This is a genomic window from Henriciella barbarensis (genome assembly GCF_003576345.1).
Lineage (GTDB): Bacteria > Pseudomonadota > Alphaproteobacteria > Caulobacterales > Hyphomonadaceae > Henriciella > Henriciella barbarensis.
Genome location: NZ_QWGB01000007.1, coordinates 172,191 through 197,962 on the forward strand (window position 1 = coordinate 172,191; position 25,772 = coordinate 197,962).

30 protein-coding genes are annotated in these 25,772 nt (G+C 58.3%); 21 read left to right on the plus strand and 9 right to left on the minus strand.

All coding sequences use genetic code 11. The annotated features are described in order from the left end of the window. Positions 1-101 precede the first annotated feature (101 nt). The 5 genes from D1224_RS16760 to D1224_RS11745 all read left to right on the plus strand — a co-directional run bounded on the left by D1224_RS16760 (position 102) and on the right by D1224_RS11745 (position 4,155). Positions 102-233, plus strand: coding sequence for a hypothetical protein (locus D1224_RS16760; protein WP_267897095.1), 132 nt, complete (start codon positions 102-104; stop codon positions 231-233). 62 nt (positions 234-295) lie between these two features. Then, positions 296-2,563 carry a ribonuclease R gene (rnr, locus tag D1224_RS11730; RefSeq protein ID WP_119380275.1) on the plus strand — a complete coding sequence of 756 codons (2,268 nt, stop codon included), beginning with the start codon at positions 296-298 and terminating at the stop codon, positions 2,561-2,563. After that, positions 2,563-3,291, plus strand: coding sequence for an NUDIX hydrolase (locus D1224_RS11735; RefSeq protein WP_119380139.1), 729 nt, complete (start codon positions 2,563-2,565; stop codon positions 3,289-3,291). The genes rnr and D1224_RS11735 overlap by 1 nt, the downstream gene beginning before the upstream one ends. A 101-nt stretch (positions 3,292-3,392) precedes the next feature. Then, entirely contained in the window at positions 3,393-3,560 is a 168-nt protein-coding gene (gene rpmG, locus D1224_RS11740; RefSeq protein ID WP_119380140.1) for a 50S ribosomal protein L33, read from the plus strand. 130 nt (positions 3,561-3,690) lie between these two features. After that, on the plus strand, positions 3,691-4,155 hold the full coding sequence (locus D1224_RS11745; RefSeq protein WP_119380141.1) for a universal stress protein: 465 nt from the start codon (positions 3,691-3,693) through the stop codon (positions 4,153-4,155). 20 nt (positions 4,156-4,175) lie between these two features. On the opposite strand, the gene D1224_RS11750 is transcribed toward D1224_RS11745, so the two are convergent. Both D1224_RS11750 and D1224_RS11755 read right to left on the minus strand, forming a co-directional pair. Next, entirely contained in the window at positions 4,176-5,543 is a 1,368-nt protein-coding gene (locus D1224_RS11750) for a PleD family two-component system response regulator (RefSeq protein ID WP_119380142.1), read from the minus strand. Further along, positions 5,540-5,932, minus strand: coding sequence for a response regulator (locus tag D1224_RS11755; protein WP_119380143.1), 393 nt, complete (start codon positions 5,930-5,932; stop codon positions 5,540-5,542). Before D1224_RS11755 ends, D1224_RS11750 begins: the two co-directional genes overlap by 4 nt. A gap of 125 nt (positions 5,933-6,057) precedes the next feature. Here D1224_RS11755 and D1224_RS11760 point away from each other — a divergent pair, with 125 nt between their 5' ends. The 7 genes from D1224_RS11760 to D1224_RS11790 all read left to right on the plus strand — a co-directional run bounded on the left by D1224_RS11760 (position 6,058) and on the right by D1224_RS11790 (position 11,418). Next, positions 6,058-7,338: a DNA polymerase IV gene (locus D1224_RS11760; protein WP_119380144.1), complete on the plus strand. Its 1,281-nt coding sequence runs from the start codon at positions 6,058-6,060 to the stop codon at positions 7,336-7,338. 73 nt (positions 7,339-7,411) lie between these two features. Next, entirely contained in the window at positions 7,412-7,873 is a 462-nt protein-coding gene (locus tag D1224_RS11765) for a RidA family protein (protein WP_119380145.1), read from the plus strand. Between the two features lie 8 nt (positions 7,874-7,881). Continuing rightward, positions 7,882-8,607, plus strand: coding sequence for a glycerophosphodiester phosphodiesterase family protein (locus D1224_RS11770; RefSeq protein ID WP_182482273.1), 726 nt, complete (start codon positions 7,882-7,884; stop codon positions 8,605-8,607). A gap of 15 nt (positions 8,608-8,622) precedes the next feature. Next, the gene (locus D1224_RS11775; protein ID WP_119380147.1) at positions 8,623-9,786 is read left to right on the plus strand and encodes a GNAT family N-acetyltransferase; all 1,164 of its coding nucleotides are present in this window, start codon (positions 8,623-8,625) and stop codon (positions 9,784-9,786) included. A gap of 113 nt (positions 9,787-9,899) precedes the next feature. Continuing rightward, on the plus strand, positions 9,900-10,412 hold the full coding sequence (locus D1224_RS11780; RefSeq protein ID WP_119380148.1) for a hypothetical protein: 513 nt from the start codon (positions 9,900-9,902) through the stop codon (positions 10,410-10,412). Next, entirely contained in the window at positions 10,412-10,987 is a 576-nt protein-coding gene (locus D1224_RS11785) for a hypothetical protein (protein WP_119380149.1), read from the plus strand. Before D1224_RS11780 ends, D1224_RS11785 begins: the two co-directional genes overlap by 1 nt. Further along, positions 10,984-11,418 (plus strand): HIT family protein, encoded by a 435-nt coding sequence (locus D1224_RS11790; protein WP_119380150.1) that lies wholly within the window; start codon positions 10,984-10,986, stop codon positions 11,416-11,418. Before D1224_RS11785 ends, D1224_RS11790 begins: the two co-directional genes overlap by 4 nt. A 121-nt stretch (positions 11,419-11,539) precedes the next feature. Here the strand turns inward: D1224_RS11790 and gatB are convergent, their stop codons facing one another. The 5 genes from gatB to gatA form a co-directional block, all read right to left on the minus strand. Continuing rightward, positions 11,540-13,051 carry an Asp-tRNA(Asn)/Glu-tRNA(Gln) amidotransferase subunit GatB gene (gene gatB, locus D1224_RS11795; RefSeq protein WP_119380151.1) on the minus strand — a complete coding sequence of 504 codons (1,512 nt, stop codon included), beginning with the start codon at positions 13,049-13,051 and terminating at the stop codon, positions 11,540-11,542. Positions 13,052-13,130: 79 nt separating this feature from the next. Beyond that, complete coding sequence (locus tag D1224_RS11800) at positions 13,131-13,550, minus strand: hypothetical protein (protein ID WP_119380152.1); 420 nt, start codon at positions 13,548-13,550, stop codon at positions 13,131-13,133. A 79-nt stretch (positions 13,551-13,629) separates the two neighbouring features. Beyond that, positions 13,630-13,944, minus strand: a complete 315-nt coding sequence (locus D1224_RS16330) for a hypothetical protein (protein ID WP_147372382.1) — start codon at positions 13,942-13,944, stop codon at positions 13,630-13,632. 49 nt (positions 13,945-13,993) lie between these two features. Beyond that, positions 13,994-14,260 (minus strand): hypothetical protein, encoded by a 267-nt coding sequence (locus D1224_RS11810; RefSeq protein WP_119380154.1) that lies wholly within the window; start codon positions 14,258-14,260, stop codon positions 13,994-13,996. Between the two features lie 10 nt (positions 14,261-14,270). Continuing rightward, positions 14,271-15,743, minus strand: a complete 1,473-nt coding sequence (gene gatA / locus D1224_RS11815) for an Asp-tRNA(Asn)/Glu-tRNA(Gln) amidotransferase subunit GatA (RefSeq protein ID WP_119380155.1) — start codon at positions 15,741-15,743, stop codon at positions 14,271-14,273. Between the two features lie 167 nt (positions 15,744-15,910). On the opposite strand from gatA, the gene D1224_RS11820 reads away from it, so the two are divergent. After that, positions 15,911-16,351, plus strand: a complete 441-nt coding sequence (locus D1224_RS11820; RefSeq protein WP_119380156.1) for a DUF6491 family protein — start codon at positions 15,911-15,913, stop codon at positions 16,349-16,351. Between the two features lie 145 nt (positions 16,352-16,496). Continuing rightward, positions 16,497-16,937, plus strand: coding sequence for a DUF6491 family protein (locus D1224_RS11825; protein ID WP_119380157.1), 441 nt, complete (start codon positions 16,497-16,499; stop codon positions 16,935-16,937). A gap of 58 nt (positions 16,938-16,995) precedes the next feature. Here D1224_RS11825 and gatC read toward each other — a convergent pair whose 3' ends face one another. Then, positions 16,996-17,283 (minus strand): Asp-tRNA(Asn)/Glu-tRNA(Gln) amidotransferase subunit GatC, encoded by a 288-nt coding sequence (gatC, locus tag D1224_RS11830; protein WP_119380158.1) that lies wholly within the window; start codon positions 17,281-17,283, stop codon positions 16,996-16,998. An 80-nt stretch (positions 17,284-17,363) separates the two neighbouring features. Here gatC and ruvX point away from each other — a divergent pair, with 80 nt between their 5' ends. The 4 genes from ruvX to D1224_RS11850 are packed head-to-tail and all read left to right on the plus strand — an operon-like array spanning position 17,364 to position 21,015. Then, positions 17,364-17,822, plus strand: a complete 459-nt coding sequence (ruvX, locus tag D1224_RS11835) for a Holliday junction resolvase RuvX (RefSeq protein ID WP_119380159.1) — start codon at positions 17,364-17,366, stop codon at positions 17,820-17,822. Further along, a complete protein-coding gene (locus D1224_RS11840; RefSeq protein WP_119380160.1) occupies positions 17,819-18,745 on the plus strand; it encodes an AEC family transporter in 927 nt (308 codons plus the stop codon). Before ruvX ends, D1224_RS11840 begins: the two co-directional genes overlap by 4 nt. Positions 18,746-18,799: 54 nt before the next feature. After that, positions 18,800-19,747: an aspartate carbamoyltransferase catalytic subunit gene (locus D1224_RS11845; RefSeq protein WP_119380161.1), complete on the plus strand. Its 948-nt coding sequence runs from the start codon at positions 18,800-18,802 to the stop codon at positions 19,745-19,747. Next, complete coding sequence (locus tag D1224_RS11850) at positions 19,744-21,015, plus strand: dihydroorotase (RefSeq protein ID WP_119380162.1); 1,272 nt, start codon at positions 19,744-19,746, stop codon at positions 21,013-21,015. Before D1224_RS11845 ends, D1224_RS11850 begins: the two co-directional genes overlap by 4 nt. 3 nt (positions 21,016-21,018) lie before the next feature. On the opposite strand, the gene D1224_RS11855 is transcribed toward D1224_RS11850, so the two are convergent. After that, positions 21,019-21,597 carry a TetR/AcrR family transcriptional regulator gene (locus D1224_RS11855; protein ID WP_119380163.1) on the minus strand — a complete coding sequence of 193 codons (579 nt, stop codon included), beginning with the start codon at positions 21,595-21,597 and terminating at the stop codon, positions 21,019-21,021. A gap of 135 nt (positions 21,598-21,732) precedes the next feature. Here D1224_RS11855 and plsY point away from each other — a divergent pair, with 135 nt between their 5' ends. The 3 genes from plsY (at position 21,733) to D1224_RS11870 (ending at position 25,754) form a co-directional block, all read left to right on the plus strand. Continuing rightward, complete coding sequence (plsY, locus tag D1224_RS11860) at positions 21,733-22,344, plus strand: glycerol-3-phosphate 1-O-acyltransferase PlsY (RefSeq protein WP_119380164.1); 612 nt, start codon at positions 21,733-21,735, stop codon at positions 22,342-22,344. Beyond that, a complete protein-coding gene (gene dprA / locus D1224_RS11865; protein ID WP_119380165.1) occupies positions 22,341-23,414 on the plus strand; it encodes a DNA-processing protein DprA in 1,074 nt (357 codons plus the stop codon). Before plsY ends, dprA begins: the two co-directional genes overlap by 4 nt. Before the next feature lie 132 nt (positions 23,415-23,546). Continuing rightward, positions 23,547-25,754: an LPS-assembly protein LptD gene (locus D1224_RS11870; RefSeq protein WP_182482274.1), complete on the plus strand. Its 2,208-nt coding sequence runs from the start codon at positions 23,547-23,549 to the stop codon at positions 25,752-25,754. Positions 25,755-25,772 lie beyond the last annotated feature (18 nt).

The following is a 25,772-nucleotide window of genomic DNA, read 5'->3' on the forward strand; positions in this document are numbered from 1 at the left end:
GTTGAATCGCTTTACAATCTCTGCTGCCGACACAGATGTAGATCAGTAACTCAATTCTTGGTACGCGCGATTGCCCGTGCCCACAGGACAGGATGCTGAAGATGACCGAACCGAAACTGCAGGAAGAAGAAGCACGCCAGGGTGAAACCGGAAAGGGCGTGCGCTATGTGCTAATAATCTCCACCGCCGCTGCGGTGATTGCACTGGGCCTTATCCTGGCCTTCGTCATCTGACTACAGGCCTGCACCCTGAATGAAAAACGGGCAAACCGCACAGAATCCCTTATATGGGGGCCATGAGTTTTCCCAATAGAGAAACAGTTCTCAAATTTATCGCCGACAATCCTTCAGCCACTACGAAGCAGGAAATTGCGCGTGGGCTGAAGGTAAAAGGTCGTGAGCGCCAGACATTGCGCCTAGTTCTCAAGGACCTCGAGAATGACGGCACGCTGGAGCGAACCGCCAAACGGGCCTGGGCCAAGACCGACACACCTCCACCTACGGGCGTCATCGTCTTTGAAGAAATAGACTCAGATGGTGAACTGATGGGGCGCAGCGTCGGCCGCGATGGCGCGTTCGGCCCGCCCATTCGTTATGCGGGCTATAGCGGCCGCACCAAAGGCCCCGCCCCGGGTGTCGGCGACAAGGCCCTCGCACGTATCAACGAGGCGAATGGCGAATATCACGCCAAGCTTCTGAAACTATTTGAAAAGCGCGACGAAGAGACGTCGCTAACCGGGCGCTTTGAAAAGACGCCCCGGGGTGGTCGCGTCGTACCGGCCAGCCGCAAGGACAAGCGGACTTTCCTCATCGACGGCACCGACGCAAAAGGCGCCGAAGATGGCGACCTCGTTATGGCTATGTCGAAGCCGGGCAAACCAAACGGTCCAGCCTTCGGTGTAGTAACCGAAATCATTGGGCGCATGGACGACCCGCGTGCAGCGTCCCTGCTCGCCATTCACGGCCATGATATACCTGTGGAGTTTCCCAAGGACGTCCTCAACGAAGCCGAGACGATAAAACCACTGGATAGCCCGCGCGAGGATCTGACCCATATCCCGCTCATCACGATCGATCCGCACGATGCCCGCGACCATGATGACGCAGTGCATGCTGAAAAGCTGAAGGATGGATGGAAGGTCATTGTCGCGATTGCTGACGTTGCCGCCTATGTGAGGCCCGGCACTGCACTTGATCGAGAAGCCCAGAAACGTGGCAATTCGACCTATTTCCCTGACCGGGTCGTGCCCATGTTGCCATTTGAGCTTTCAGCTGACGCCTGTTCACTCGTCGACAATGAGGATCGCCCTTGCATGGCGGTCGAGATGACATTCGACAAGTCCGGCTCGAAACGCTCGCACCGCTTCATCCGCGGTACGATGAGATCCCACGCAAAACTTTCCTATGAAGAGGCTCAGGCCGCTATCGACGGAAAGACTGGCGGTGAAGGCGAGAAATGGCTGGACCCAGTTCTGAAACCTCTCTGGGGGGCTTATGAGGCATTGGGAGAAGCTCGCGCTCTGCGTGCGCCTCTTGCCCTGGACCTGCCGGAAAAGCGCGTCGAGATCAGCGAAGACGGCCAGGTGACGGGTATTATCGAGAAAGAACGCTTCGACGCGCACAAGCTGATCGAGGAGTTCATGATCCAGGCCAACGTGGCCGCTGCAGAAACGCTGGAAAAGGTCGGCTCTCCCCTCCTCTACCGCGTGCATGACCAACCTTCCGATTCGAAGCTCGCTGCACTCTCAGATTTCTTGCAAACGCTAGACATCAAATGGCCGCTCGGCGAACGCCCGCAAACCCACCGTTTCAATCGTTTGCTGAACGATCATGCCGACGGCGAACATGCCGGAACTATTTCTGAAATAGTGCTGCGGTCGCAGGCGCAAGCCGTCTACTCGCCCGACAATAATGGGCACTTTGGCTTGAACCTGACAAAGTACGCCCACTTTACCTCGCCCATTCGCCGATACAGCGACCTGATTGTCCACCGGGCGCTCATCTCGTCGCTTGGTATGGGAGAGGACGGCCTCACGGAGGAGATGGCTGCATCTTTGGAAGACATCGCAAGCCACCTCGTCGACACGGAGCGCCGCTCCATGGCAGCCGAGCGCGAGGCGACGGACCGCTATCTGGCCCTCTATCTCGCAGACAAGGTCGGCGCCGAATTTGAAGGTCGCATCACAGGCGTTACACCTGCTGGCCTCTTCATCAGGCTCGGAAGTACAGGAGCAGACGGCTTCTCGCCGATTTCCAAGCTGTCTAATGATTATTGGGTACACGATGAAGGCGCGATGGCGTTGATCGCTCGCGGATCTGGCAAACGCTTCGAAATGGGTCAGATCGTGACGATCGAACTTGCTGAAGTCACGCCGCTACAGGGTGGTCTCCTGCTTAAGGTACTTTCCCCGCCGCGCCCCAGAAAACCGGGTGAAAAGCTGCCGTCTTCGCGTGGGGGCAGGTCTGGTCCGCCGGGCCGCTCACGTGGCAAGATCTCCAAAGCGCGCAAGAAGACGCGTCAGAAAGCCTCCCAGAACACGGGAGCCAAGGGAGGAAAGAGCTGATGTCCAGAAAACTCGGCACAGCCTTCGATAAGGAAGGGGATGGCGACGTCATACAGACGGACCGGCCAACGCCCCGCCCCAAGGACGCTGCAACGCTAATCTTGGTCCGGCGTGATCAGGCCCAACCGCGGCTTCTTATGGGGAAGCGTTCGGGCCGACACACTTTCATGCCTGACAAGTATGTGTTCCCGGGCGGCCGCGTCGACACTGCAGACGGCCGCGTGCCCTCTCTCAGCGAGTTGCGCGAGACCGAGCATCGAAAAGTGTCCCACAAGACCCGTCGAAAACCGCGCGCTTTCGGGCTGACGGCAATCCGCGAAACCTTCGAGGAAACCGGCCTTATCGTCGGACGCGCCAGCGATTTCCCCGGCAAGCCTGCAACGGACTGGCAGAAATATGCAGACCAGGGCGCGGCACCGTGCCTTCAGGGTTTTACCATGATCGGCCGCGCCATTACTCCGCCCTATCGGCCTAAACGGTTTGATGCGCGCTTCTTCATGGCGGAGGCGGAAGATGTTCTGATTGATGAGCGCCCCGCTGTGGACGGCGCTGAGCTGCATGATCTTCAGTGGGTGACGCTTGCGGACGCGCTGACACTCGATCTACCCAATGTGACACGCTTTATGCTGGGTGAGATCGATGAACGTCTGAAGCAGAAGGATGTAGGCGAATTGCGCCCGCCATTTCTGCGCTGGACGGCCGGCGGACATTCGCAGGATCGTATCTGACACTTCGTTCTGCGTCCCTGCGGACAGGCGCTTGACTTTGCAGAGCCACCCATCCATTAAGCGCCCTTCGATTTCTCTGAACACTCGCGAGAGCAACCGTCATGGCAAAGCCGACAACCATCAAGATTCGCCTGAACTCGACTGCCGGGACGGGCTTTTTCTACGTCACGAAAAAGAACCCCCGCAACATCACCGAAAAGATGGTGATGCGGAAGTACGACCCAGTCGCGAAGAAGCACGTCGAATTCAAGGAAGGCAAGATCAAGTAAGATCTTTCCGAATACGACTTATGAACGAGCCGGGCCGTGTGTCCGGCTTTTTCTTTGGCGTTAGGTAGTTGCTCTTATGGAGCCTAAGCCTGTCTTAGTTGTTATATAACTGAAGACAGGAGGTGTTCCCATGGCTCTCGAATTCAACAAGGTTATCGCCGTCATCGACATTGATGACCACCTTGCCCCCGTTATCATGCAGACTGCAGCTTCGTTGACCGCCGCGTCGGGCGAGTTGCATGCTATCGATTCCAACCCGTTCATTACGACCTTTGAGTCACCTTACGCAGCCGGCGCCATTGAGACCGACTCGAAGGCACATCAAGCTGATGCTGAAAGACGTCAGGAAGCGATGGAAGCCCTGACAGCAAGGCACGCCCAGAACGCTACTGTGGCCGTTCTTGACGGCGACCCGTCACGCGACGCCGCAAGCTATGCAAAAAAGATCGACGCAGACCTCATCGTTATCGGGTCCCATCAGAAGACATGGTGGAAGCGGCTGCTTCTAGGCTCTGAAAGCTCTGACATGCTACGGGAAGCGCCTTGCGCCGTCTTTGTGGTGACTGAGGCCCACACCAAGCGTCTCCAGGCTTAGACACGCGCCGTTTGGGCCAGTCAGGCGGCGAGGCTTTTTACCTGGTTGCGACCCGCCGACTTCGCTTTGTAAAGCGCGTCGTCTGCGCGGCGCATCATGTCGGCAATCGTATCTTCGTCGCCCTGGAAGGTCGCCACGCCAGCGCTTACCGTCACCTCCAGCCTGCTGGAGCTACGGGTTCCACCATCGAATGGCTCAGCCGCTATTGCACGGCGGATGCGCTCAGCTGCTGAACAGGCAAGATCGCCGCCCGTTTCAGGCATTATAACGAGGAACTCCTCCCCCCCGGGGCGACAGACAATATCCTTAGGCCGGACGTTCGCCATGATGCGTTCGGCGAACTCTTTCAGGACGCGGTCGCCTGCTTCATGACCGTAGACATCATTCACCTTCTTGAAGTGGTCGATATCGACTGACACGACTGAAAGCGGTGTGCCGCCCATCGATGAACGCTTCATCCATAGGCTAAGCTGATTGTTCATATAGCGACGATTATAGAGACCGGTGAGCTGATCGATGACCGATAGTTCAAGTCCTCGATCCACGCGGTTGCGCAGGATCTCGACATACCGCGACCGGCGCGTCTGTGTGCGAATACGCGCCAGAAGTTCCTCGACGGCTAGCGGCTGTTGAATGACATCACTTGCGCCGAGTTCCAGTGCCCGCCCGGCAAGATCAATGTCTCGCTCATCAACTGTTACAATAATCGATAAGGCTCGCGTCGCGTCATTTGTGCGCAGGTGGGCACAAAGCCGGAGCGGATCGTAACCCTGATTGCTTAACCCCAGGAGGACCACGTCCAGCTTTTCATTGGACTTCTTGAGGGCGTCTGCCTCCTCAAGCGTAATGACACTGTGTCCCGCCCGCTCAAGCGGCTCACGCAGGCGTTTAATGTTGTAAGGGCTGGTATCAACAACCAGCACATTGACCGGACGGTTCAAGGTGGACGCCTCGTCCTCGTTGAACGCGCCGATCTTCACGCCACTTGCCTCGCGCTGGCGCAGTTCGGTTGTGACGGCGTTATAACGTAGTAACGCGTTAAGCCGTGACATCAGCGCAAAATCGTCGACCGGCTTTGTCAGGAAATCGTCAGCGCCGGCATCGAGGCCGCGCACGCGGTCAGCTGTTTCGCTGAGCGCTGTCAGCATGACAACCGGAATATGGGCGGTCTCCGGAGAAGCCTTGAGCTGGCGGCAGACTTCATAGCCGTCCATGCCGGGCATCATAACATCAAGCAGGATGATCTCCGGCGCAGAACTGTGTGCGACTTCGATTGCCTGCGGGCCATTTTCAGCGAGGAGGACCGAGTAATACTTAGCCTCTAGCTTGGCCTGCATCAGCCGCCGGTTCGCGAGAATGTCGTCAACGACAAGGATACGGGCGCTCATGCGGCCTGCCTGTCTGATATCAGACCATCAACAGTCGAGCGGAATGAGCGCATCTGGATCGGCTTTGAAAGGTAAGCCTCGCAGCCTGCCTCGCGAACCAGCTTCTCATCCGCACGCATGGCAAATGCGGTGACAGCCAGGACAGGAATAGAGGCGATTGACTCGTCGTCCTTGATCCAGCGCGTGATATCGAGGCCGGAGACGTCTGGCAGCTGAATGTCCATAACGATAAGCGCAGGTTTGTGCTCGCGGGCGAGCTCTACAGCGCGGGCGCCGTCGCGGCATTGCAGTGTGTCGTACCCGAAAGCATCAAGCAGGTCACAGAACAGGCGCATGTTCAGTTCGTTGTCCTCGACAACGAGTACCTTTTTGCGTGCGCCGCCAGTCATACCTCTGTTTAGCCCCCCAAAACTGAACAATTCATCAAGGATACTCTTACCCATAAGAGTCTTAAGCTATGTTTTAATTCCTCGCGCGAACTTGCTCCACACCCCGGAACATGAGAAGAACATCCATGGCGTCGCTGTGCCGTGACTGCTCGGCAGTCCATTCAGAAAAAGTGTCGAAATGTCCGTCCTGTAATAGCGACCGGATCATTTTCCATGCCCGGCTCGAACAGCTCAGTGTTGCGCATATCGACTGCGACGCTTTCTACGCCGCGATAGAAAAAAGAGACAATCCGGAAATACGGAACCGCCCGGTCATCGTGGGTGGCGGCCAGCGCGGTGTCGTAGCCACTTGCTGTTATATTGCACGGCTCGACGGCGTTCGCTCCGCCATGCCGATGTTCAAGGCGCTTAAAGCTTGCCCAAATGCAGTGGTCGTGCGCCCGGACTTTCGCAAGTATTCGGCCGCTTCCCGCGAAATAAGGGGAAAGCTCGAAGCCCTCAGCCCGATAGTGCAGATGGTGAGCATCGATGAAGGCTATATAGATCTCTCCGGAACCCAGCGCCTCCATTCACATCTACCGGCGGCTTTGCTCGCCTCGCTGGCCCGCGATATCGAGAGAGATCTGAAGATTACAATATCGATTGGTCTGTCGGAGAATCGCTTCCTCGCCAAGATGGCGAGCGAGATGGACAAGCCGCGCGGCTTCGCCGTCATCTCCCGGTCTGACGCCAAGGATATCCTCGGTCCGATGCCGGTGAGCGCAATACATGGTGTCGGACCAGCTTTCGCATCCCGCCTGTCGAAGGATGGTCTGAACCTGATCAGTGACGTCCAGCGCCGGGATAGAGCTGAGATTATGCGCAAATATGGCGAAAGCGGACAGCATCTCTGGGACCGGGCCCATGGTGTAGACCACCGCCGCGTGACGCCCGACCGGGAGCGAAAATCAGTCTCCTCGGAGCGGACCTTCAATAGCGATATCTCTGACCCGCAGACGCTCGATGACAGGCTTTGGTCAGTCTGCGAAGAAACCGCGACCCGGGCCAAGGCACATGGTGTGGCAGGATATGTCGTCACGCTGAAGCTAAAGACGAAGACTTTCCGAAGTCTGACGCGCAGCGTGACACTCTCTGAACCTACACAGCTTGCCCAGACGCTGTTTCGCGTGGCTCGCCCACTGCTACAGCGTGAAACGGCGGGCACCACCGCCTACCGATTGATCGGGATTGGCATTTCAGACCTGCACCCAGCTGGCCACGACCAGGTCGATCTTGTTGATCCGGGGGTCGCCAAGCGCGCAGCGGCCGAACGCGCGATGGACAAAGCGCGTGGCAAATTTGGGGACCAGGCGGTGCAGACCGGACGGGCGATGCGACTGGATCGCCGAAAAAACACGCCCGACTGAACCTCGCCTTGCCCGGTGCCAAGGCATATGTCTAAGAGGGGTCGCGCATAACAACTATCGGAGTCGCCCTTCCATGAGCACACCTGAAGCCCGCTTGATCAATCTCGGCATCACGCTCCCGGAGCCTATGAAGGCGGTCGCCAACTACGTGCCCTTTGTCATCTCCGGCCAGCATCTATTCGTTTCCGGACAGGTCAGCTCCACCCCGGACGGACTAGTGACAGGCCGCCTCGGTGAAACCATGGACCTTCCCGCGGGCCAGGAAGCAGCGCGCCGTTGTGGCATCAACCTGCTGGCGCAGTGCAAGGCAGCGTTAGGGGATCTTTCGAAAGTTACTCGCGTGGTGAAACTCGGCGGCTTCGTGAACTCCCATCCGTTGTTCATCGACATCCCTCAAGTCATCAATGGCTGCTCGGACCTTATGGTCGATGTTTTCGGAGATGCCGGACGCCATGCCCGCTCAGCCGTGGCATGCCCAACCCTGCCCCTTGGCGTCGCGGTGGAGATTGATGGGATTTTTGAAATTACAAACTGAGGAACGATTTGGCTCAACGATTCAATCTGCTCGACTACCACTATGCCCACCGCGGACTCTGGTCCGCCGACGACCCTCCAGAAAACAGCCTCGAAGCGATCCTGGCTGCTGGCGGCGGAGGTATAGGCTGCGAGATTGATGTCAGACCAGCCGCGTGCGGTACGCCCGTCGTGTTCCACGATGCGGCGCTCGGCAGGATGACGGAGGCCGAAGGACTCGTCGCGAACCATTCCGCAGAAGAACTCACCAGACTGACCCTCAAAGGCAATGGCACATTTGCCACGCTCAATCAGGTTCTGGATGCCTGGACTGCTAATACGCCGCTTCTCATCGAAATGAAGATTGATGGGGAAACTGACGCCGAAGGCTTTGCCAGCCTTGTCGCAGAGCAGGTGGAAGCGTTTGAAGGCCGCGCAGCGCTAATGAGCTTTAGCCGCCGCGCCGTTTCCGCAATCCCGTCCAGCGTCATGAAAGGTGCCCTGATCCTGCCAAGCCGGATGTCACAGGACATCACACTTCAGGCGCTCGTCAGCACGTCAGCCACTTTGGTTCCGGACTTTATCGCGGCCCACTGGTCCGATGCCCGCGATGCGCAGATGACCGCAACCGATTACGGCCTCCCCGTCGCCGTCTGGACGGTCGATAGCGCCGAACGCGCTCAGGAATTAAAGTCGCTTCCCGTCGCCCAGATCTTTGAATGCTTCGATCCCGCCTTTGTCAGTTCGGATGCGTGAGCTAAATCCCGCTCCATGGATGAACCGCGCCTCGAAATTCGACTGATCAACAGCCTTGACGAGGTCGACGTTGCCGACTGGAACGCGGTCGCCAACCCTCCAAATGAGCCCTATGACCCCTTTCTGAGCTGGCAGTTCCTGCAAGCCTTGGAAGAAAGCGGCGCGGCCTTGCCGGAAACCGGATGGGCCCCTCACCACATCATCATCGAACAGGCCGGCCGTGGACTTTGCGGCGCGATGCCTCTCTATCTGAAATCCCATTCCCAAGGTGAGTTTGTCTTCGATCACAGCTGGGCTGACGCCTATGAACGCGCAGGCGGGCATTACTATCCAAAGCTGCTCTCTGCTGTTCCATTTACCCCCGTCACCGGTCGTCGGCGCCTGGTCCGCCCCGGCCCGGATTCAGCAAGCATCAGCGAGGCCCTGCTTGGAGCCGCTGTGAAGATTGCTGCCGATAACAACATTTCCTCGCTCCACATCAATTTCCTTGCTGGCGAAGACGCGCTGAAGCTGGAAACCGCGGGTCTGCTCGTGCGCACCGACCAGCAGTTTCACTGGCACAATGACGGGTATGAGAGCTTCGATGACTTTCTGGCGGTCCTCTCCTCTTCAAAACGGAAGAACCTCCGTAAGGAGCGGCAACGTGCGCAGGAAGGTCTGATATTCCGTCACATCACCGGGAATGAGATCACCGAAGATCATTGGGACGTTTTCTACCAATTCTACGTCGACACGGGCGCACGCAAATGGGGCTCGCCTTATCTAAACCGCGAGAGCTTTTCTCTGCTAGGCCAGCGGATGGCAGACGACATTCTGCTGATATTTGCCGAAGAGGATGGGGAGCCGATTGCCGGCGCCCTCAACATGATCGGCGGCGACCGGCTGCTCGGTCGCTATTGGGGCACCGTCTCTCCTCGGCCGATGCTGCATTTCGAAACCTGCTATTATCAGGCGATCGATTTTGCCATCGAACGCAGCCTGAAGACAGTCGAAGCTGGCGCCCAAGGTGGTCACAAGCTCGCGCGCGGCTACGTGCCTGAAACGACCTATTCAGCCCACTGGATCGCCCATGAGGGTCTCGCCAACGCTGTCGAGGAATATCTCGGACGCGAACGCCAGATGGTTGAAAGGGAAGCCGACTTTCTACGTGAGCGAACGCCCTTTAAGAAAGACGGATGAGTCCGCTTGTCACGATACGGCGCTGTGCCACTTTATCCGAAGCGCTGATAAACGTCTCATTCCTCCGATCTCGAGGGATTGAAGCCAGTCTCGACAATTATCACCACGCTACCGTGAACTGGCTGATCGTGCCTGCGCTGAATGGGATTGGCGTTTCGGTGCCAGCGAGCGATGTCGAGGCCGCAAAGCAGGCAATTGTCGATGCAATGTCCGCAGACACGCAAAAATTTGAAACGCTCTATGGCGCTTACGAATCGCCAGCGCCGGTAAGCAAGTTGCCTGTTTGGTTTTTCTGGGCCGGAATACTCGGAATACCCTGGCTTCTTTACAGTCTACTTGTGGCCATATTGGAGCTGCTCATACCGGCCCGGCTTGTGCCTGAAATTCCCAGGCTGTCCGATATTACGAATGCTTGCTCATATGGCTATTCCTGCACTTCGTACGACAATCTTTCCTACAGCTGGACCAGCGTAGAGTTTTCAGTTTTCCGCCTGGAGCCTCACGCTGGGTGGCTAATTTTTGTATTGATCGGCATCCAGCTCTCTTATTTCGGCCTGCTCTATCTCTTTGGACTGGTTTTCGCACGAAGTTCCCGGCGCCTGTTAGAGCGACGGCGGTCTAGCTGATGGCGGCACTCGTCACGATACGGCGCTGTGCCACACTTCAGGAGGCCCTTGTCTGTAAGGGCTTTCTGGAAGCCAATGGCATCCACGCCATTGTCGAAAACTACTACCACGCATCGAATGACTGGTTGCTCATTCCCGGTCTGGGAGGTGCCTGCGTCGCCGTCCCATCCAACGATGTCGAGACCGCGCACGCTTTAATCAGGAAGAGCGCCCAGGATGGCGCTGACTTGCTCGAGCAGGAATTCGGCGCTTACGAAACGCCGCATCGCTATGGCGTCTTAGCTCTCTGGTATATGATCCTGCACCAGTTTCAGGTCGCCCTCTTCCTGTGGGTGTGTTTCTTCTACGTGCTCCTGAAGTTTCTGGATGCAGTCGTGCCAAGCCACTGGTTCATATCGAAGGCCCCAACCATCGAGCGAGACTGGATACCCGAAGTATCTGCCGGAAGCTGGAACCCGATCTCAATGAGCGGCTGGAACATTGAAGGCTTCCTGTTTGTTATTGTGATCATCCTTGTCTTCGTGGCCGACCGGCTGATAACACCAGGAACAGACACCAAAGATGAGGCCCCATGACCCTCCACGGCACCTACGACAAAGACAATATTTTCGCCAAAATGCTACGCGGCGAAATGCCGTGCGTGAAAGTCTTCGAGGATGACGTCGCCCTCGCCTTCATGGACATCTTCCCGCAAACCGAGGGCCATACGCTGGTCATTCCGAAGGATGTGAAGGCACGCAACTTCTTGGAGCTGAAACCGAAAAAGATCGGCCCCTACATGGAGCGCGTGCAGACGGTGGCGAAGGCAGTTGAAAAAGCACTGGAGCCCGACGGGATCAGGATCCTTCAGTTCAATGGCGCGCCCGCGGGCCAGACGGTCTACCACCTCCACTTCCACATCCTGCCCATCATGGAAGGCCAGACCGGCCGTCCGCATGCGAGCGGGGAGCCTGCCGACACGGAAGAGCTGAAAGCGCTAGCGGATAAGATCGCGGCTTATCTGTAGGCAGGAACGCGAGTAGCAGCGTTACTCTCCCAACATCCGCCATCGTGACAAGCACAGGCTAACCCCTTGACCGCCGACGCGGTCGAAGGGGAGCCGTACTTAGCCGAAAGTGATGGAGGGGCTAAAGACCCAGCTTCTGCTTGAGGATCTTATTGACTGCGCCCGGATTGGCCTTGCCGCCCGAAGCTTTCATCACCTGTCCGACGAACCAGCCCATGGCCTTCGGCTTTTCCTTCACCGAGGCGGCCTGCTCTGGGTTGTCGGCGATGATCTGATCGACAATAGCTTCAATGGCACCTGTATCGGTCACCTGCTTCAGGCCGTGCTTCTCGACGATATCGCCGGGATTGCCTTCGCCATCAATCATGCGGGCGAAGACGTCTTTCGCAATCTTTCCCGAGATCGTGTCGTTGGAGATCAGATCAACCAGTTCGCCAAGCTGGGCGGCGGATACCGGGCTGTCTGCCAGCTCAAGACCCTCGCGGTTCAGATAGCCAAACAGCTCCTGGCTGACCCAGTTTGCGGCAAGTTTCGCATCGCGGCCCTTCGCGACCGCTTCGAAGAACTCAGCGCGTTCGCTATCAGCCGTGAGCACGCCAGCGTCATAGCGTGACAGGCCGTACTCGCCCTCAAAACGCGCGCGCTTTTCATCCGGAAGTTCCGGAAGGCTCGCCTTGATATTCTCGATGAAGAGGTCATCGAACTCGAGCGGCAGGAGGTCCGGGTCAGGGAAGTAGCGATAGTCGTGCGCATCTTCCTTCGAGCGCATGGAGCGCGTCTCGCCCTTGTTCGGATCGAACAGACGTGTCTCCTGATCAACCTCGCCGCCGTTTTCAAGGATCTCGATCTGACGGCGTGCTTCGTACTCGATCGCCGCCTGGATGAAACGGAACGAGTTCATGTTCTTGATCTCGCAGCGCGTTCCGAGGTGGCCAAAATCGCCCGTCTCACGGAATTTCTCATACGCGCCTGGCTTGCAGACAGAAACGTTTACATCCGCACGCAGATTGCCCTTTTCCATATCGCCGTCGCAGGTGCCGAGGGCGACCACGATTGATTTTAGCTTCTTGACGTAAGCTGCTGCTTCCAAAGGGGTTCTAACGTCTGGCTTGGAGACGATTTCCATCAGTGCAACGCCCGAACGGTTGAGGTCCACATAGGTGGAAGTCGGGTCCATATCGTGAATGGACTTGCCTGCATCTTGCTCAAGGTGAAGGCGCTCAATCCGTACAGGGAAGGAATAAGCCGGGTCGCCATGAGCCGGCTCGACATCCACTTCGATTTCGCCCTCACCGACGATCGGGTGGTCGAACTGGCTGATCTGATAGCCCTGCGGAAGATCCGGGTAGAAATAATTCTTGCGGTCAAAGCGCGACCATTTGTTGATTTGCGCCTTGAGGCCGAGACCCGTGCGCACTGCCTGTTCGACGCACTTCTTGTTGATGACCGGCAGCATGCCTGGCATCGCCGCGTCGACGAGCGAAACATTGCAGTTCGGGTCCGCGCCAAACGCGGTTGAAGCACCGGAAAAAAGCTTTGCCTCAGACGCAACCTGCGCATGGACTTCAAGCCCCATGACAAGTTCCCAGTCCCCGGTGTCGCCTTTCAGCGTATAGGTCGGCCGCTCGCTCATTTCGCGTGGTCCTTCAAGCAGTTTCTGCTTGCTACATAACGGGCGAATAGCCCCCTTGCCACCCTGAATTGCGGCTCGATCAGAGGCCGAATTTGCGGTCGAGGCTCAGCTTATCATCTTCACGGAAAGCAATGAGGATAAGCGTGCCGGCGAAAACGGCGAGCGAGGGGAAAAACAGTACCTGACGTGAGCCCTCATCCAGCAGGTAAAGCCCCAGTGGATCGAGGATGTATTTCCAGATCACAAGGACTCCAAAGCCAAGGATGACCGCTTGGGCCGGATAGACATATTTGCGGAAGAGACCAACGACCACGGCAAGGCCGATGAGCACCTGAAGTATGCCCCATGGCAATTGCAACCAGTCCATACTGACAGTGCCGCCGTAATACTTGTCAGAGACACCGACCGCTGAAGCAGGCGACATGATCTTGATAAGCCCCCAGATCACGAGCAACAGCCCTGTACCAGCGCGCATCAGCAACAAGGAAATGGATTTCATGGTTCAGCCTCCAGCTTTGCGCTCTAAATGGGCCGGGCGCCGCTGAACCTCAAATCACAAAATCGTTCCCATCCAGGGCTTATTTGCCCTCTTTCTTACGCGCCGCGGCAACGCGCGCCTTACGGGCTGCCATGCGGTCTTTGACGTTAGCACTAAGCCGGCTCGGCGTTTCGGCTTCTTCTGCCTTTCGTTCGCGGCGATACTGGATCCGCTCGACGAAGATAGCGCCGCGCAATGAGATGTAGAGCGCAGCGACAACTGCCGCGAGCCAGTACATTCGCGTTCGTGGGTGAAACGGGTTCACGCCGTTATACCAAGCCATCGACAGGATCAGTAGAACCATGAGAACGAAGGCAAGGACCGCGTAGAGTGCAGTTCTGGATTTTCTCGACATATTCGCCTTCTAGCATTCGGCAGCACAGGCCGTCACGCTCACAGATGCGTTAGATGCCCCAGTCGCGCTTGTCTCGGCCATCAGCGATGGGCAGCAAAGGCAACAGCACCAGAAGAAGGGCGAACAGGAACAGTATGGTGGGTACCGCAAAACCCTTCGGCCCGTCCGTCACCGACTGTACTGTGGCGGCATGAACGCCAAGCCCTGCAAGAAATGTTGCAAGGGGCCAGCGCACTACCCGTAAGCGGAAATGCCTCAAAGAGAACAGGCCGGTTGTGATGTTTTCGAACAGGTTGCCATGGCCAAGCCTTGTCATGGCCGCCAGCCTACCACCACTTTTGCGGTTTCGCCACGAAGCCAGCCGCTTCCTCGATGGCCCCGGCCACGCGGAAGCAGGATGCTTCGTCCAGCGCCTTGCCGATAACCTGCAGGCCTAGCGGAAGGCCCTGGCTGTCCAGCGCGGCGGGCACCGATATGCCCGGCAGGCCCGCAAGGTTCGCGGTCACTGTGAAGATGTCGTTGAGGTACATCTGCACCGGGTCCGCCTTCTCGCCATACGCAAAGGCAGCCGAGGGACAGGTCGGCGTCAGCAGCGCATCACATTTCTCGTACGCCTCGATGAAATCATTGAGGATTTTCGTGCGAACCTTCTGCGCGCGCAGATAGTAGGCATCGTAATAGCCGGACGAGAGCACATAGGTACCGATCATCAGGCGGCGCTGAACTTCCGCGCCGAAGCCTTCAGAGCGCGTACCCTCATAGGTGCCCACCAGATTGTCGCCCTGAACGCGCGTGCCATAGCGCATGCCGTCGTAGCGCGCGAGGTTCGAAGATGCCTCTGCCGGCGCCACAATGTAGTAAGCTGGCAGCGCATATTTCGTGTGAGGCAGCGAGACGTCGACGATCTCTGCGCCCTGCTCTTCCAGCCATTTTATGCCTTGGGCCCACAGCGCTTCGATCTCTTCTGGCATATTGTCGACACGGTATTCCTTGGGAATGCCGATCTTCATTCCTTTGACGCCCTGCTTGACGCTTTCGCGCCAGGCCGGAACCGGCTCCGGCAGCGACGTTGAGTCCTTTGCATCGTGGCCGCACATGGCTTCCAGCAGGATGGCGCTGTCTTCGACGGTCTTGGCGATCGGGCCAGCCTGATCCAGCGAAGATGCGAATGCGACCATGCCATAGCGGCTGGCACGGCCATAGGTCGGCTTGATGCCAACAGTGCCCGTGAAGCTTGCAGGCTGGCGGATCGAACCGCCCGTATCGGATGCTGTAGCTCCCAGACACAGGTCGGCCGCGACGGCTGCCGCGGAGCCACCGGAGGACCCGCCAGGCGTCAGGTTCTGGTTAGAGCCTTCGCGGCGCCACGGGTTTGCGGGCGGGCCGAACCGCGAGGTCTCGTTCGATGAGCCCATTGCGAACTCATCCATGTTGAGCTTGCCGAGCATGACCGCGCCGCGGTCCCAGAGCTGCTGGGTCACGGTCGATTCATAAGTCGGCGCGAACTCGCCCAGAATGTTCGAACATGCGGTCGTGCGAACATCCTTGGTGCAATAAAGGTCCTTCACACCCAAAGGCGCACCTTCGAGTGCCCGTGCCTCGCCTGAAGCAATCTTTGCATCTGCCATGTCGGCCATTGCGAGCGCCTTCTCAGGCGTCTTCACGACATAGGCGTTCAGCGTGTCATTCGATGCCTCGATCTCCTTGATGAAGGCCTCGGTCAGTTCACGCGATGAGAAGGCCTTGGCAGACAGCCCATCGAGGGCCGCAGCAAGTGTAAGTTTCGTGAGGTCGGTCATCTGGCTAGGATCCACAAGAATAGGTTTGCGCCTTCGTATGCTGGCCGGGCTGGAGAGTTCAAGCCCCGGTGACTGAAACGCCGCAATTGAACCGGGAGGACCTTCTGCTCGTTTGCGTGTAATATCCACTGCGCGCTATCGCGCCAGCTGCAGACAGGAGGAAACATATGACCCGCACGAATCTTCTTTTCACGCTTCCGGCAACGGCTATCTTTGCACTCGCCGCATGCACATCGCAGCCTGACGCCAGCAGCGAGGAACCAGAAGCCTGGCGAACAGATGCCCGGCTCGGCGAAAAAGTCGATAGGGTTTGCTTCGCTTCGAACATTGACAGCTTTCGGATGGCGACCCGCAATAGCGTCATCGTCGAAGAAGGCGTGAATGATGAATACCTGATCGAAACAGTGGGTAGCTGTTATGACCTTGGTGGCGCGAATTCGCTCAGCTTCGACACGTTTCCCGGCGCAAGCTGCGTCACGAAGGGCGATTCGATCTACGCTTATCGCAGCGCGTTTGGCCCCGACCGGACGGATATTCCACCGGCACGCTGTCCGATCAGAGGAATTTATGAATGGAACGAGGACGCAGCTGAAGACGAACAGGACTAGCTATTCGAAAGCCGGTTCGAACCTGGATTTTCCTTTAAGTCAGAACAACAGCTTTGCGTATCCGCTTTGATACTTGCCAACTCTCGTTTACACTAAGGGTTGAGTGCAAGCTGTTTGCAGCTCTTGAGCGATGAGGAGTTATCCGATGAAAATTTTCGCAATGATCGGCGCAGCGACTGCTGCAGCAACGATTTTGGGTGCCACGGCAATTGCTGACACGCCAAATGCAGGACCAGATGACTATCTCAACGATGTGCGCCTTGGCGAACAAGTCGACCGCATATGCTTCCGTGACCAGATCAATGACTTCCGAGAGGGAACCTCAATGACGGTTATCGCGGAGCGCGGCGTGAAGGACTACCTCATCGAAACAACCGAAGAGTGTGATGAGCTCAATGGCGCGCAGACCGTTGTTCTGGACGGCACGTTTGCCGGCGGGCGGTGCGTCACCACCCGTGATCGTATATCGGCATCTCAAAGCTATTTTGGCAGCGATGCGAGCAATGCGGCCTATCTGTGCCGCATCAAGGCGATCTACGAATGGAACGAAGACGCGCTGAGCGCTGACGTCGCTTCAATCGACTGAAGCCAGCGCGACATCTGCGAGAGAAGCCCGCGACCCAGTGCGGTCCTGCGGGCTTTCTCTATTCGACCGACTTAGGAACAACGAAGAAGCCGTCTTCGCTCTTCGGCGCATTGGCCAGGACCTGGTCCTGGATGTTGCCGTCCGTCACGACGTCATCACGCATCGGCAGCGTCGCATTCACAACGGACGTCATTGGCTCAACACCCTCAACGTCCACCTCGTTGAGCTGCTCGATCCAGCCCATGATGGAAGTGAGTTCGTTTGCTAGCGGCTCAAGGCGATCCTCGCTCACAGCAATGCGCGAGAGGCGGGCAACCTTGCAGACATCTTCCTTCGTGACACTCATGAACGGGTCTCCAATCGACAGAACCGTGCGATACGCGCTAGGCAGGGCAAATTCAAGAGAAGGGGGGCACTGAGCCTCACATGGCGACCATCGAGCTGTTCGACCTTCCACAAAGCGGCCCGCTGGTCGGCATTGATCCCGGCTCGAAAACGCTGGGCATTGCCGCCTGCGATGCTGGTCGGCTGATCGCCTCTCCTGTCGAGACGATAAAGAAGGGCCGCAAGCTCGGACCGTCTCTCGACCGCCTGTTCGAAATTATAGACGAAAGAAAGACGGTCGGCATTGTCATGGGCCTGCCGCTCAACATGGATGGCAGTGAAGGCCCTCGCGCTCAGTCGGCACGCGCCCTCGCGCGCAATATCATGGCGCGCCGCGAAATCCCTATCGCCTTTCAGGATGAGCGGCTGTCCAGCAGCGAAGCCGAGCGCGCTATGATCGCAGGTGACCTCTCCCGCGCCCGCCGCGCAGAACTTATCGATGCCTCGGCCGCCGCAATCATACTTCAGACGGCAATTGACAGGCTGGCGAACGCCTCATGAGCGCCTTCCTCTCAGCGCTCGTCCCGGTCATCCTGATCGTCGCGCTGGGGCGGTTTCTAGGCTGGCGCAAGACCATCACGGATGATGGGTGGCGCGCGATCGAACGGCTGGCCTATGTCGTCCTCTTTCCAGCCCTGATTATTCGCGCACTGGCCAACGCCCCGTTTGAGAAAGCACCGTGGGCTCTCATGGCCTTGCTAATCGCGGCCCAATGCCTCCTCGGCGGATTTGGACTGCTGGCCCGGCGCTGGCCCGGCATCCGCCGCCCGGAAGTCGGCTCCATTATCCAATCGAATGTTCGCTGGAACACTTTTGTCGCCCTCTCCATCGCGAGCGCGCTGTTCGGCGATGAAGGCCTCGCCCTCGTTTCCATCGCAGCGGCCGCCATGATCCCGGCCGCTAATGTGCTCAGCGTCGCAGCACTCACCAGCCACGCCGAACGCGAAGGCCTGCCAAAGCGAAACCCGGTCAAGGAACTCCTGCGCAATCCGCTCATCATCGCCTGCGCCGTGGGCGGCCTTCTTGCTGCGCTCAACATCGAAATCCCTCCCCTTCTCGACCTCAGCATAGATCTTCTTGGGCAAGGCACGATCGCACTTGGCTTGCTGGCTGCCGGTGCCGGTATGGACATCGCTGCTCTAGGCCGCTCGGGCCTCAAGACCGTCAGCTGGTCGCTCGTACGGCTCATCGGGTTGCCGATACTCGCCATAGGCGGCGCGCTGGTCCTCGGCATCAGCGGCACGCCGCTCGCCATCGCTGTCATCAGCGCATCGGTCCCGACGGCGACCAGCTCCTACATTCTGGCGCGCCAGCTTGGCGGTGACGCACCGCTTGCCGCGAATCTCATCGCGATGCAGACGGTCCTCTCACTCATTACCATGCCGCTCATCTGGTTCGCCTGTCTCAGTTTCGGGCTGTTCTAGGCCTTGCGGGGGGCTGGAATCGCGCCTAAACCGCCGAAAATCGAAAGGCAGCGCATGTCCATTCCGGGCTACAGCTACAAGTTTGATCACAAGCATCTATTGAGCATTGAGGACCTGTCCCGGCTCGATATCGAGCATATTCTTGATCTCTCCGAAGAGTTTGCAGAGGCAACGCGCGCCGGCCGCAGGCCAGAGCCGCACCTCAAGGACATGACGGTCATCAATCTCTTCTTCGAGAATTCGACCCGGACCATGTCCAGCTTCGAGATCGCGGCCAGACGCCTTGGTGCTGACGTCGTGGCGATGCCCATCGCCCAGTCGAGCGTCAAGAAAGGTGAGACGCTAATCGACACGGCAATGACGCTCAACGCGATGTCTCCCGACGCCATCGTGATCCGCCATTCCGCCTCAGGCGGGGTGAAGCTTCTCTCTCGGAAAGTGGATTGCGCTGTCATCAACGCGGGCGACGGCACACATCAACACCCGACGCAGGGCTTGCTCGACACCCTCACCATCCGGCGCACTAAAGGCCGGGTCGAAGGGCTGAAGGTCACCATCTGCGGCGACATCCTGCACTCGCGTGTTGCACGCTCTACGACACTGGCCCTGCACCTACTCGGCGCAGAGGTCACCCTCTGTGGGCCAGCGACACTTCTGCCAACGGGGACCGAACATTGGGGCGCTGCTCGCACTACGCATAATTTCGATGATGCCATCGAAGGCGCTGACGTCATCATGATGCTGCGACTTCAGATGGAGCGCATGAACGGCGCCTACTTGCCGAGCCAGCGCGAATATTTTCGCAATTTTGGTCTAACCAGAGAGCGCCTTGCCCGCGCCGCCAGTGACGCAATCGTGATGCATCCCGGCCCGATGAACCGCGGCATCGAAATCGAAAGCGCTATCGCTGATGGAGACCGTTCTGTCATCACGCAGCAGGTCGAAATGGGCGTGGCGGTGCGCGAGGCTGTGTTGAAACTGCTCGCCGGGAGGCGCGTATGAGCCGGACCCTGATCACAAACGCTCGCCTGCTCTGCCCGGCATCTGGCTTGGACGAGATGGGAAGCCTACTCATCGAGGATGGCAAAATTTCTGCCGTCGGAGATGTCAGCGGCGGCGCCGATACGCTGATCGATGCGTCGGGCCTCTGCCTTTCCCCCGGCCTCGTAGACCTCCGGGTCAAGACTGGCGAACCCGGCGGTGAACAACGCGAAACGCTCGAGACTGCTTCACGCGCGGCTGTTTCTGGCGGTGTGACGAGCATGGTTGTCATGCCGGATACCGAACCCGTGATTGATGATGTCGCCCTTGCCCAGTTCATTACGAATCGCGGCCGTGAAACATCAAAGACCCGTATCTATCCAGCTGGCGCATTGACCATCGGCCTGCAGGGCAAGGCGATGTCCGAAATCAGTCTGATGCAGGGCTCGGGCGCGGTCTTCTTCACCAATGGCGATTGGCCTGTCGGGGACACATCAGTCCTGCGGCGCACGATGGCTTATGCTGCCAGCTGCGGTGTGATGGTCTCAAGCCGCGCTGACACCCATACCCTGTCAGCACGGGGCGTCATGAATGCAGGCGCCCGCGCTGCGCGCATGGGGCTATCCGGCCTACCGCGCGAGGCGGAATGGATTGGCCTATCGCGCGACCTGTTTCTTGCCGAAGCAACTGGCTGCAGGCTCCTCGTCGATCAGATATCCACCGCACGCAGCCTCGAAATCATCCGCGAGGCACGTGATCGCGGCGTTGAAGTCTATGTCAGCGTCGCCGCCCACCATCTCTTCTTCAATGAGACCGACGTCGGCGACTATCTTACCTACTGTAAGGTCAATCCACCTTTCCGAAGCGAGGAAGACAGGCAAGCGCTTATTGATGCTCTGGCTGCCGGCGAAATCGATGCAGTCGTTTCAGCGCATGACCCACAGCCACCAGAAGAAAAACGCCTTCCCTTCGGCGAGGCTGCCTTTGGAGCTGCCGGGCTAGAAACAGTCCTATCTGCCCTTCTCGTTCTGGTTCAGGATGAGCGGCTCAGCCTGCTCGACGCGCTGCGACCGGTGACGGCCTCACCCGCAAGCCTCATTGGCGTCCCGCAAGGTCGCCTGGCCGAAGGATTGCCTGCTGACCTCATCCTGTTTGACCCGGACAGGCCCTGGCATTGTGAACGTGAAAATCTGCTCTCGCGATCTCTGAACTCACCTTTCGATGGGCGCCGCATGGTCGGCCGTGTCATGCACACCATCATAGACGGCGAAACCGTCTTCCAAAGATAGACGTCAGATATCGAGGAGAGACAGGAGTTCGCCTTCAACCTCGACGAGGTCGACCGAAATCCCGCGCGACAACACGTCGAACTCAATCCCGCGGCAGTAGCGAACCAGCCGGCTCGCCGAGAGATCGGAATGTGGATCTCCCAACCGCCGCAGCGCACCGAAGAGTCGTGCGGGCAATAGTTCGGCCCAGGCTGTGACTTCCTGCAACAGAAGTTCGTCGCGCTGTGCGTACGCGATCATCGCATATTCGATGCGCGCAAGATCGGCTCGTTCTGGCGATGTCGCAATCAACATCATCAGGAACTGAACGATATCGTGGGATGATTGCAGCGGCTTGGCTCCAAGTGCCTCATCCAGCCCTGCCTTGTAATCGGCCATATAAAGCCGGAAGGCGTCAGACAGCAGCGCGTCTATGGTGTCGAAATGATAGGTGATCGTCCCAGGTGAAACGTCGGCCTCAGCCGATACCAGCCTGTGCGTGATCCGATCTGCGCCCCAGTCGGGAATCAGGTCCAGCGTCGCCTGAAGGATTTTCTCCCGCGCAGGCAAAGTCTGAACGGTGTCAGTGTCAGCTGTCATCATCGGCCAATCCTATAGTATTCAACGGCAAAGCGATGGTTAAAGCCATTTGTGCGTTTCGCACTGCGTCTTGACCTCACACAAAGAGCCGCACACAAAACCCTCCCCGCCGCTAGCACCCTGTCAGGAAACATTCTTATGGACGGCATCGCCTTCATCATCGCGGCCCTCGGCGGCTACCTTCTCGGCTCGATCCCGTTTGGCCTATTCATCACACGCGCAGCCGGACTTGGCGATATTCGTGAGATCGGTTCCGGCAATATCGGTGCAACGAATGTGTTGCGGACGGGTCGCAAGGATCTGGCACTCGCCACTCTGCTACTCGACAGCTTCAAGGCGGGCCTTGCCATTGTCGGCTTCGCGCTGATTTTTGGAGAGCGCAATGTCGGCCTGATCGCAGGCGTCTTTGCGTTCATTGGCCACTGTTACCCGATCTGGCTACGATTCAAGGGCGGCAAGGGCGTTGCGACCTATGCTGGCCTCTTGCTTTTCGCTTCCTGGAAAGGCTTCCTGATCGCCGCCCCGATATGGCTAGCCGTCTTCTTCTTCTCGCGCATTTCGTCCCTGGCAGCTCTCACGGCGGCGACGCTCGTTCCCATCGGGGCATGGCTGCTCGGCGAGACACAGTTCGCTGTCGGTATCCTCGTGGTGCTGAGCGCTCTCGTATTCTGGACGCACCGCGCCAACCTCAAGCGCCTCCTATCTGGTACCGAACCGAAGTTCGGACAGAAGAAGAAAGACGCCGCTTGAGCGCCGGCTTCAGCGACGAGCGGCGCGTCTACTGGCTTGCTCTTGCCCGTGCGCCGCAGGTCGGACCCGTCACTTTCTTTCAGCTTCTGGCGAAGTATGGTTCGCCCCAAGAGGCTGTCGAACGCGCAGGCATTCGCGCCAATCTTGATTCGGCGCGCCGCGAACTGGACAACGCCGCGCAGCTTGGGGCGACCATTCTCCTATCTGAGGATGAGGATTACCCAGCGGCTCTTTCCGAACTGTCTCCGCCACCGCCTGTGCTCACCGTTCTTGGTGACATCCGCTTGCTTGAGCGCCCTGCGATTGCTCTTGTCGGTGCGCGCGATGCTTCGGCGGCTGGTCGCAAGATAGCGCGCGAACTGGCAGCCTCGCTAGGCAAGGCGGGCCTTGTAATAGCGTCGGGCCTGGCGCGTGGCATCGATGGCGAGGCCCATCAGGCAGCGCTCAGCACGGGCACGATCGCGGTGCTTGCAGGCGGCGTCGACCAGATCTACCCGCCTCAGCACAAAGCGCTGTATCATGAAATCGTCGGCAACGGGCTGATTGTGTCGGAACGCGCCTTCGGCCGGCGCGCGACGGCGCAGGACTTTCCCCGCCGCAATCGTATCATCACCGGGCTCGCCGTTGGCACGGTCGTGGTCGAAGCCACCGAGCGTTCAGGTTCACTTATTTCAGCGCGCATGGCTGGTGAACAGGGCCGCGAAGTCATGGCTGTCCCAGGCTCGCCGCTGGACAGGCGCGCAGCCGGCACCAATCGCTTGTTGCGTGAAGGCGCAACACTGGTGCGCCACGCCGAAGATGCTCTCGAAGCAGTCGCCTCGCAGATCGAAGACACAACGGTGAGTTTCCACCCTACCCTGCCGCTCGACCCGCCCGACAATTCCGGAGCAGACGATGATGACGGCCTCACAGAGAGGATCGTCGAAGCCCTCTCTCCGACACCTCTGCCGATCGCAGACATCGCCCGCGCCAGCGGTTGCACCGCAAGGCAGTGCGCAGCCCGGTTGATGGAGCTCGAACTGGAAGGCCGCGCCTTGACCCATGCGGGTGGACTAGCTTCGCGGGTATAGTTAATAGCTTCGCTGTACAAATCAGCCAGAAATTCAGGAAAGTCTCTTTCAGGCTGGTTAGGAGTGTAGACCTGTACAGGGACTGCGCTTATGCGAATTCAAGGAAACCTGTTCGTATCGAGGGGAGGCGAGATGGCCAGTTTGAAGATTTCTCTTGCGTCATTGCTAGTCGCCACCGCTGCGCTTCCAGCCCTCGCGCAGGAACCGGAAGCAAAGGAAGTTGCCGCGCAGGATGACATCGTGGTCGAGGAGCGTGTGATCCTTGATGCCGACAATGCTTACGTCCTTGAAGATGAGAATCTGGTCGTCGCAGAAGGAAATGTGCGCGCCGAATATGGCGAGCGCGTTCTCACTGCCGACCGTCTGACCTACAACCGCGAAACCGGTCGTGTGCGTGCGCAGGGTAATATCGTTATTACTGAGCCTGACGGCACCGAGCGCTTTGCCGAAGAAATCGAAACAGATTCCCGTCTGGTCGATGGCTTTGCTACAGGCTTTTCAATCCGCACGCCGGAGGGTGAGTCGGCTGCGGCAAATACGGCTGAACGCCGTAACGAAACAATCACTGAACTCGACCGGGCTGTCTTCACAGCCTGTGAACTCTGTGAAGGCCAGACGACGCCGACCTGGTCGATCCGTGCGCGCAAGGCTGTTCTGAACGAAGACACCGGCATGTTCACATACCGGGACGCCGTGTTCGAAATTGCCGGCGTTCCCGTCGCCTATTTTCCTTATTTCGCTCACCCGGACCCACAGTCCGAACGCCGCTCGGGTTTTCTCGTCCCACGCTTTGGTGCTTCGACCAAGTACGGCGCATTCCTACAGCCGCGCTACTACTGGGCGATCTCACCCCACCAGGATCTTGTGGTCGCGCCGGCCTTCTACACTAAGATCGATCCACGCCTGGAATTCGATTATCGCAAGCGCTTCTATAGCGGCGACATCACTACGAACTTCAGTTTCACCAACGAAGCACGTTTCGATGATGATGGTGAGCGGCTGAATAACAAGGCCTTCCGCGGCCACTTCTTCGCCGATGGCCGTTTCCGCATTTCCGAAGACTGGGACTGGGGTTTTGCGGTCGAGGAAGCCAGCGACGACCTCTACACTGACCGGTATGACGTGGATGGCGAGAATGACCGCCGCGGCATCTATTACAGTCAGCCCAAGACACTTCTTTCGCAGCTCTATACGCAGGGCCAGACAAAAAACTGGTATGTCGACGCCTCGGTCCAGACATTCGACAACCTGCAAGCGCAAGGCATCGCCGAGGACCGCATTGCTGACGTTCTGCCGCTGATCAATTCCCAATACGATATGGACTTCGGCAAATACGGCTTCCTCAGCCTCACTGGTTCAGCCGCTTTCCTCGAGCGTGTTGAAGGCGCCGACAGCCGCCGCGCCTCCGCTGGCGCCGACTGGTCGACACAGCGCATCATGCCGGGTGGCCTTATAGTCGAACCCTTCGCGGAAGCTCGCTTTGACTATTACGACGTCAATGATTTTCCGACAGTTGATGAGAGCAACACAATTTCGCGTGCGCTTGGCTCGACAGGCGTTAAGCTGTCGATGCCCTTCTACCGTCCCGGCCGCAATGTCGACCTGCTGGTGGAGCCTATCGTGATGGCTGCGGTTTCATCCGGCAGCCCGAATGATGAGCAGATACCCGTCGAGGATGGCGCGTTCTATGAACTCGACACGTCCTCATTGTTCGATGCGAATGCGCAGGCAGGCTACGACCTGTACGAAGGCGACAAGAAGCTTGGTGCTGGCATCTCGGCCACCGCCCGCTGGAAAAACGGCTTCGAAATCTCAGGTCTCGTAGGCCGCCGCTGGCGCAGCGAAGCCGATCCGGCGTTTGATGTGCCGAGCAACCTTGATGGCACGGTGAGCGACTGGCTGGTCAGCGCGTCGGTAGAATTCAACGATTATTTCAGCATCGATACCAAGCTGCGGCTTGACGATGACACGCTCGACATCAACCGTCTTGATACCGCGCTTAATATCGACATTGAAGATATCGCCCGTACAAAGGCGATCTACTACCGGCTCGATGAGAGCATCGCGCGGTCAGGCGTCCGCCAGGAAGGCCTCTTCCTGCTTGGGGAAGTCTTCGTGCGGGATAACATTCTCATCCTGTTCGAACTTCAGCGGGAGTTTGAGCAGAACCTCAATATTCGCCAGGGCATCGGCATCGGCTATGAAGACGAATGCTCACGCTTCGAACTCGTCTATGAGCGCCAGGGCACGGAGAACCGCGAACTTGGGCCGTCGGAATCGATCGTGTTCCGCTTCGGCTTCAAGACAATCGGTGAATTGGGGTCCCGCAATTTCGACTAGTCCGTCCCGGGCAACCAC

What these genes read in the sequence shown, in the direction of transcription:
- D1224_RS11755 (WP_119380143.1), bottom strand. Translation starts at nt 5,932, where the DNA reads ATGACTGGCGGCGCACGCAAAAAGGTACTCGTTGTCGAGGACAACGAA.
- rnr (WP_119380275.1), top strand. Translation starts at nt 296, where the DNA reads ATGAGTTTTCCCAATAGAGAAACAGTTCTCAAATTTATCGCCGACAAT.
- D1224_RS11800 (WP_119380152.1), bottom strand. Translation starts at nt 13,550, where the DNA reads ATGAAATCCATTTCCTTGTTGCTGATGCGCGCTGGTACAGGGCTGTTG.
- D1224_RS11870 (WP_182482274.1), top strand. Translation starts at nt 23,547, where the DNA reads ATGGCCAGTTTGAAGATTTCTCTTGCGTCATTGCTAGTCGCCACCGCT.
- D1224_RS11775 (WP_119380147.1), top strand. Translation starts at nt 8,623, where the DNA reads ATGGATGAACCGCGCCTCGAAATTCGACTGATCAACAGCCTTGACGAG.
- D1224_RS11785 (WP_119380149.1), top strand. Translation starts at nt 10,412, where the DNA reads ATGGCGGCACTCGTCACGATACGGCGCTGTGCCACACTTCAGGAGGCC.
- D1224_RS11840 (WP_119380160.1), top strand. Translation starts at nt 17,819, where the DNA reads ATGAGCGCCTTCCTCTCAGCGCTCGTCCCGGTCATCCTGATCGTCGCG.
- gatA (WP_119380155.1), bottom strand. Translation starts at nt 15,743, where the DNA reads ATGACCGACCTCACGAAACTTACACTTGCTGCGGCCCTCGATGGGCTG.
- D1224_RS11810 (WP_119380154.1), bottom strand. Translation starts at nt 14,260, where the DNA reads ATGACAAGGCTTGGCCATGGCAACCTGTTCGAAAACATCACAACCGGC.
- gatC (WP_119380158.1), bottom strand. Translation starts at nt 17,283, where the DNA reads ATGAGTGTCACGAAGGAAGATGTCTGCAAGGTTGCCCGCCTCTCGCGC.
- ruvX (WP_119380159.1), top strand. Translation starts at nt 17,364, where the DNA reads ATGGCGACCATCGAGCTGTTCGACCTTCCACAAAGCGGCCCGCTGGTC.
- D1224_RS11735 (WP_119380139.1), top strand. Translation starts at nt 2,563, where the DNA reads ATGTCCAGAAAACTCGGCACAGCCTTCGATAAGGAAGGGGATGGCGAC.
- D1224_RS11855 (WP_119380163.1), bottom strand. Translation starts at nt 21,597, where the DNA reads ATGATGACAGCTGACACTGACACCGTTCAGACTTTGCCTGCGCGGGAG.
- D1224_RS11850 (WP_119380162.1), top strand. Translation starts at nt 19,744, where the DNA reads ATGAGCCGGACCCTGATCACAAACGCTCGCCTGCTCTGCCCGGCATCT.
- D1224_RS11845 (WP_119380161.1), top strand. Translation starts at nt 18,800, where the DNA reads ATGTCCATTCCGGGCTACAGCTACAAGTTTGATCACAAGCATCTATTG.
- D1224_RS11825 (WP_119380157.1), top strand. Translation starts at nt 16,497, where the DNA reads ATGAAAATTTTCGCAATGATCGGCGCAGCGACTGCTGCAGCAACGATT.
- D1224_RS11760 (WP_119380144.1), top strand. Translation starts at nt 6,058, where the DNA reads ATGGCGTCGCTGTGCCGTGACTGCTCGGCAGTCCATTCAGAAAAAGTG.
- plsY (WP_119380164.1), top strand. Translation starts at nt 21,733, where the DNA reads ATGGACGGCATCGCCTTCATCATCGCGGCCCTCGGCGGCTACCTTCTC.
- D1224_RS11750 (WP_119380142.1), bottom strand. Translation starts at nt 5,543, where the DNA reads ATGAGCGCCCGTATCCTTGTCGTTGACGACATTCTCGCGAACCGGCGG.
- D1224_RS11790 (WP_119380150.1), top strand. Translation starts at nt 10,984, where the DNA reads ATGACCCTCCACGGCACCTACGACAAAGACAATATTTTCGCCAAAATG.
- rpmG (WP_119380140.1), top strand. Translation starts at nt 3,393, where the DNA reads ATGGCAAAGCCGACAACCATCAAGATTCGCCTGAACTCGACTGCCGGG.
- D1224_RS11820 (WP_119380156.1), top strand. Translation starts at nt 15,911, where the DNA reads ATGACCCGCACGAATCTTCTTTTCACGCTTCCGGCAACGGCTATCTTT.
- D1224_RS11745 (WP_119380141.1), top strand. Translation starts at nt 3,691, where the DNA reads ATGGCTCTCGAATTCAACAAGGTTATCGCCGTCATCGACATTGATGAC.
- D1224_RS16330 (WP_147372382.1), bottom strand. Translation starts at nt 13,944, where the DNA reads ATGTCGAGAAAATCCAGAACTGCACTCTACGCGGTCCTTGCCTTCGTT.
- gatB (WP_119380151.1), bottom strand. Translation starts at nt 13,051, where the DNA reads ATGAGCGAGCGGCCGACCTATACGCTGAAAGGCGACACCGGGGACTGG.
- D1224_RS16760 (WP_267897095.1), top strand. Translation starts at nt 102, where the DNA reads ATGACCGAACCGAAACTGCAGGAAGAAGAAGCACGCCAGGGTGAAACC.
- D1224_RS11765 (WP_119380145.1), top strand. Translation starts at nt 7,412, where the DNA reads ATGAGCACACCTGAAGCCCGCTTGATCAATCTCGGCATCACGCTCCCG.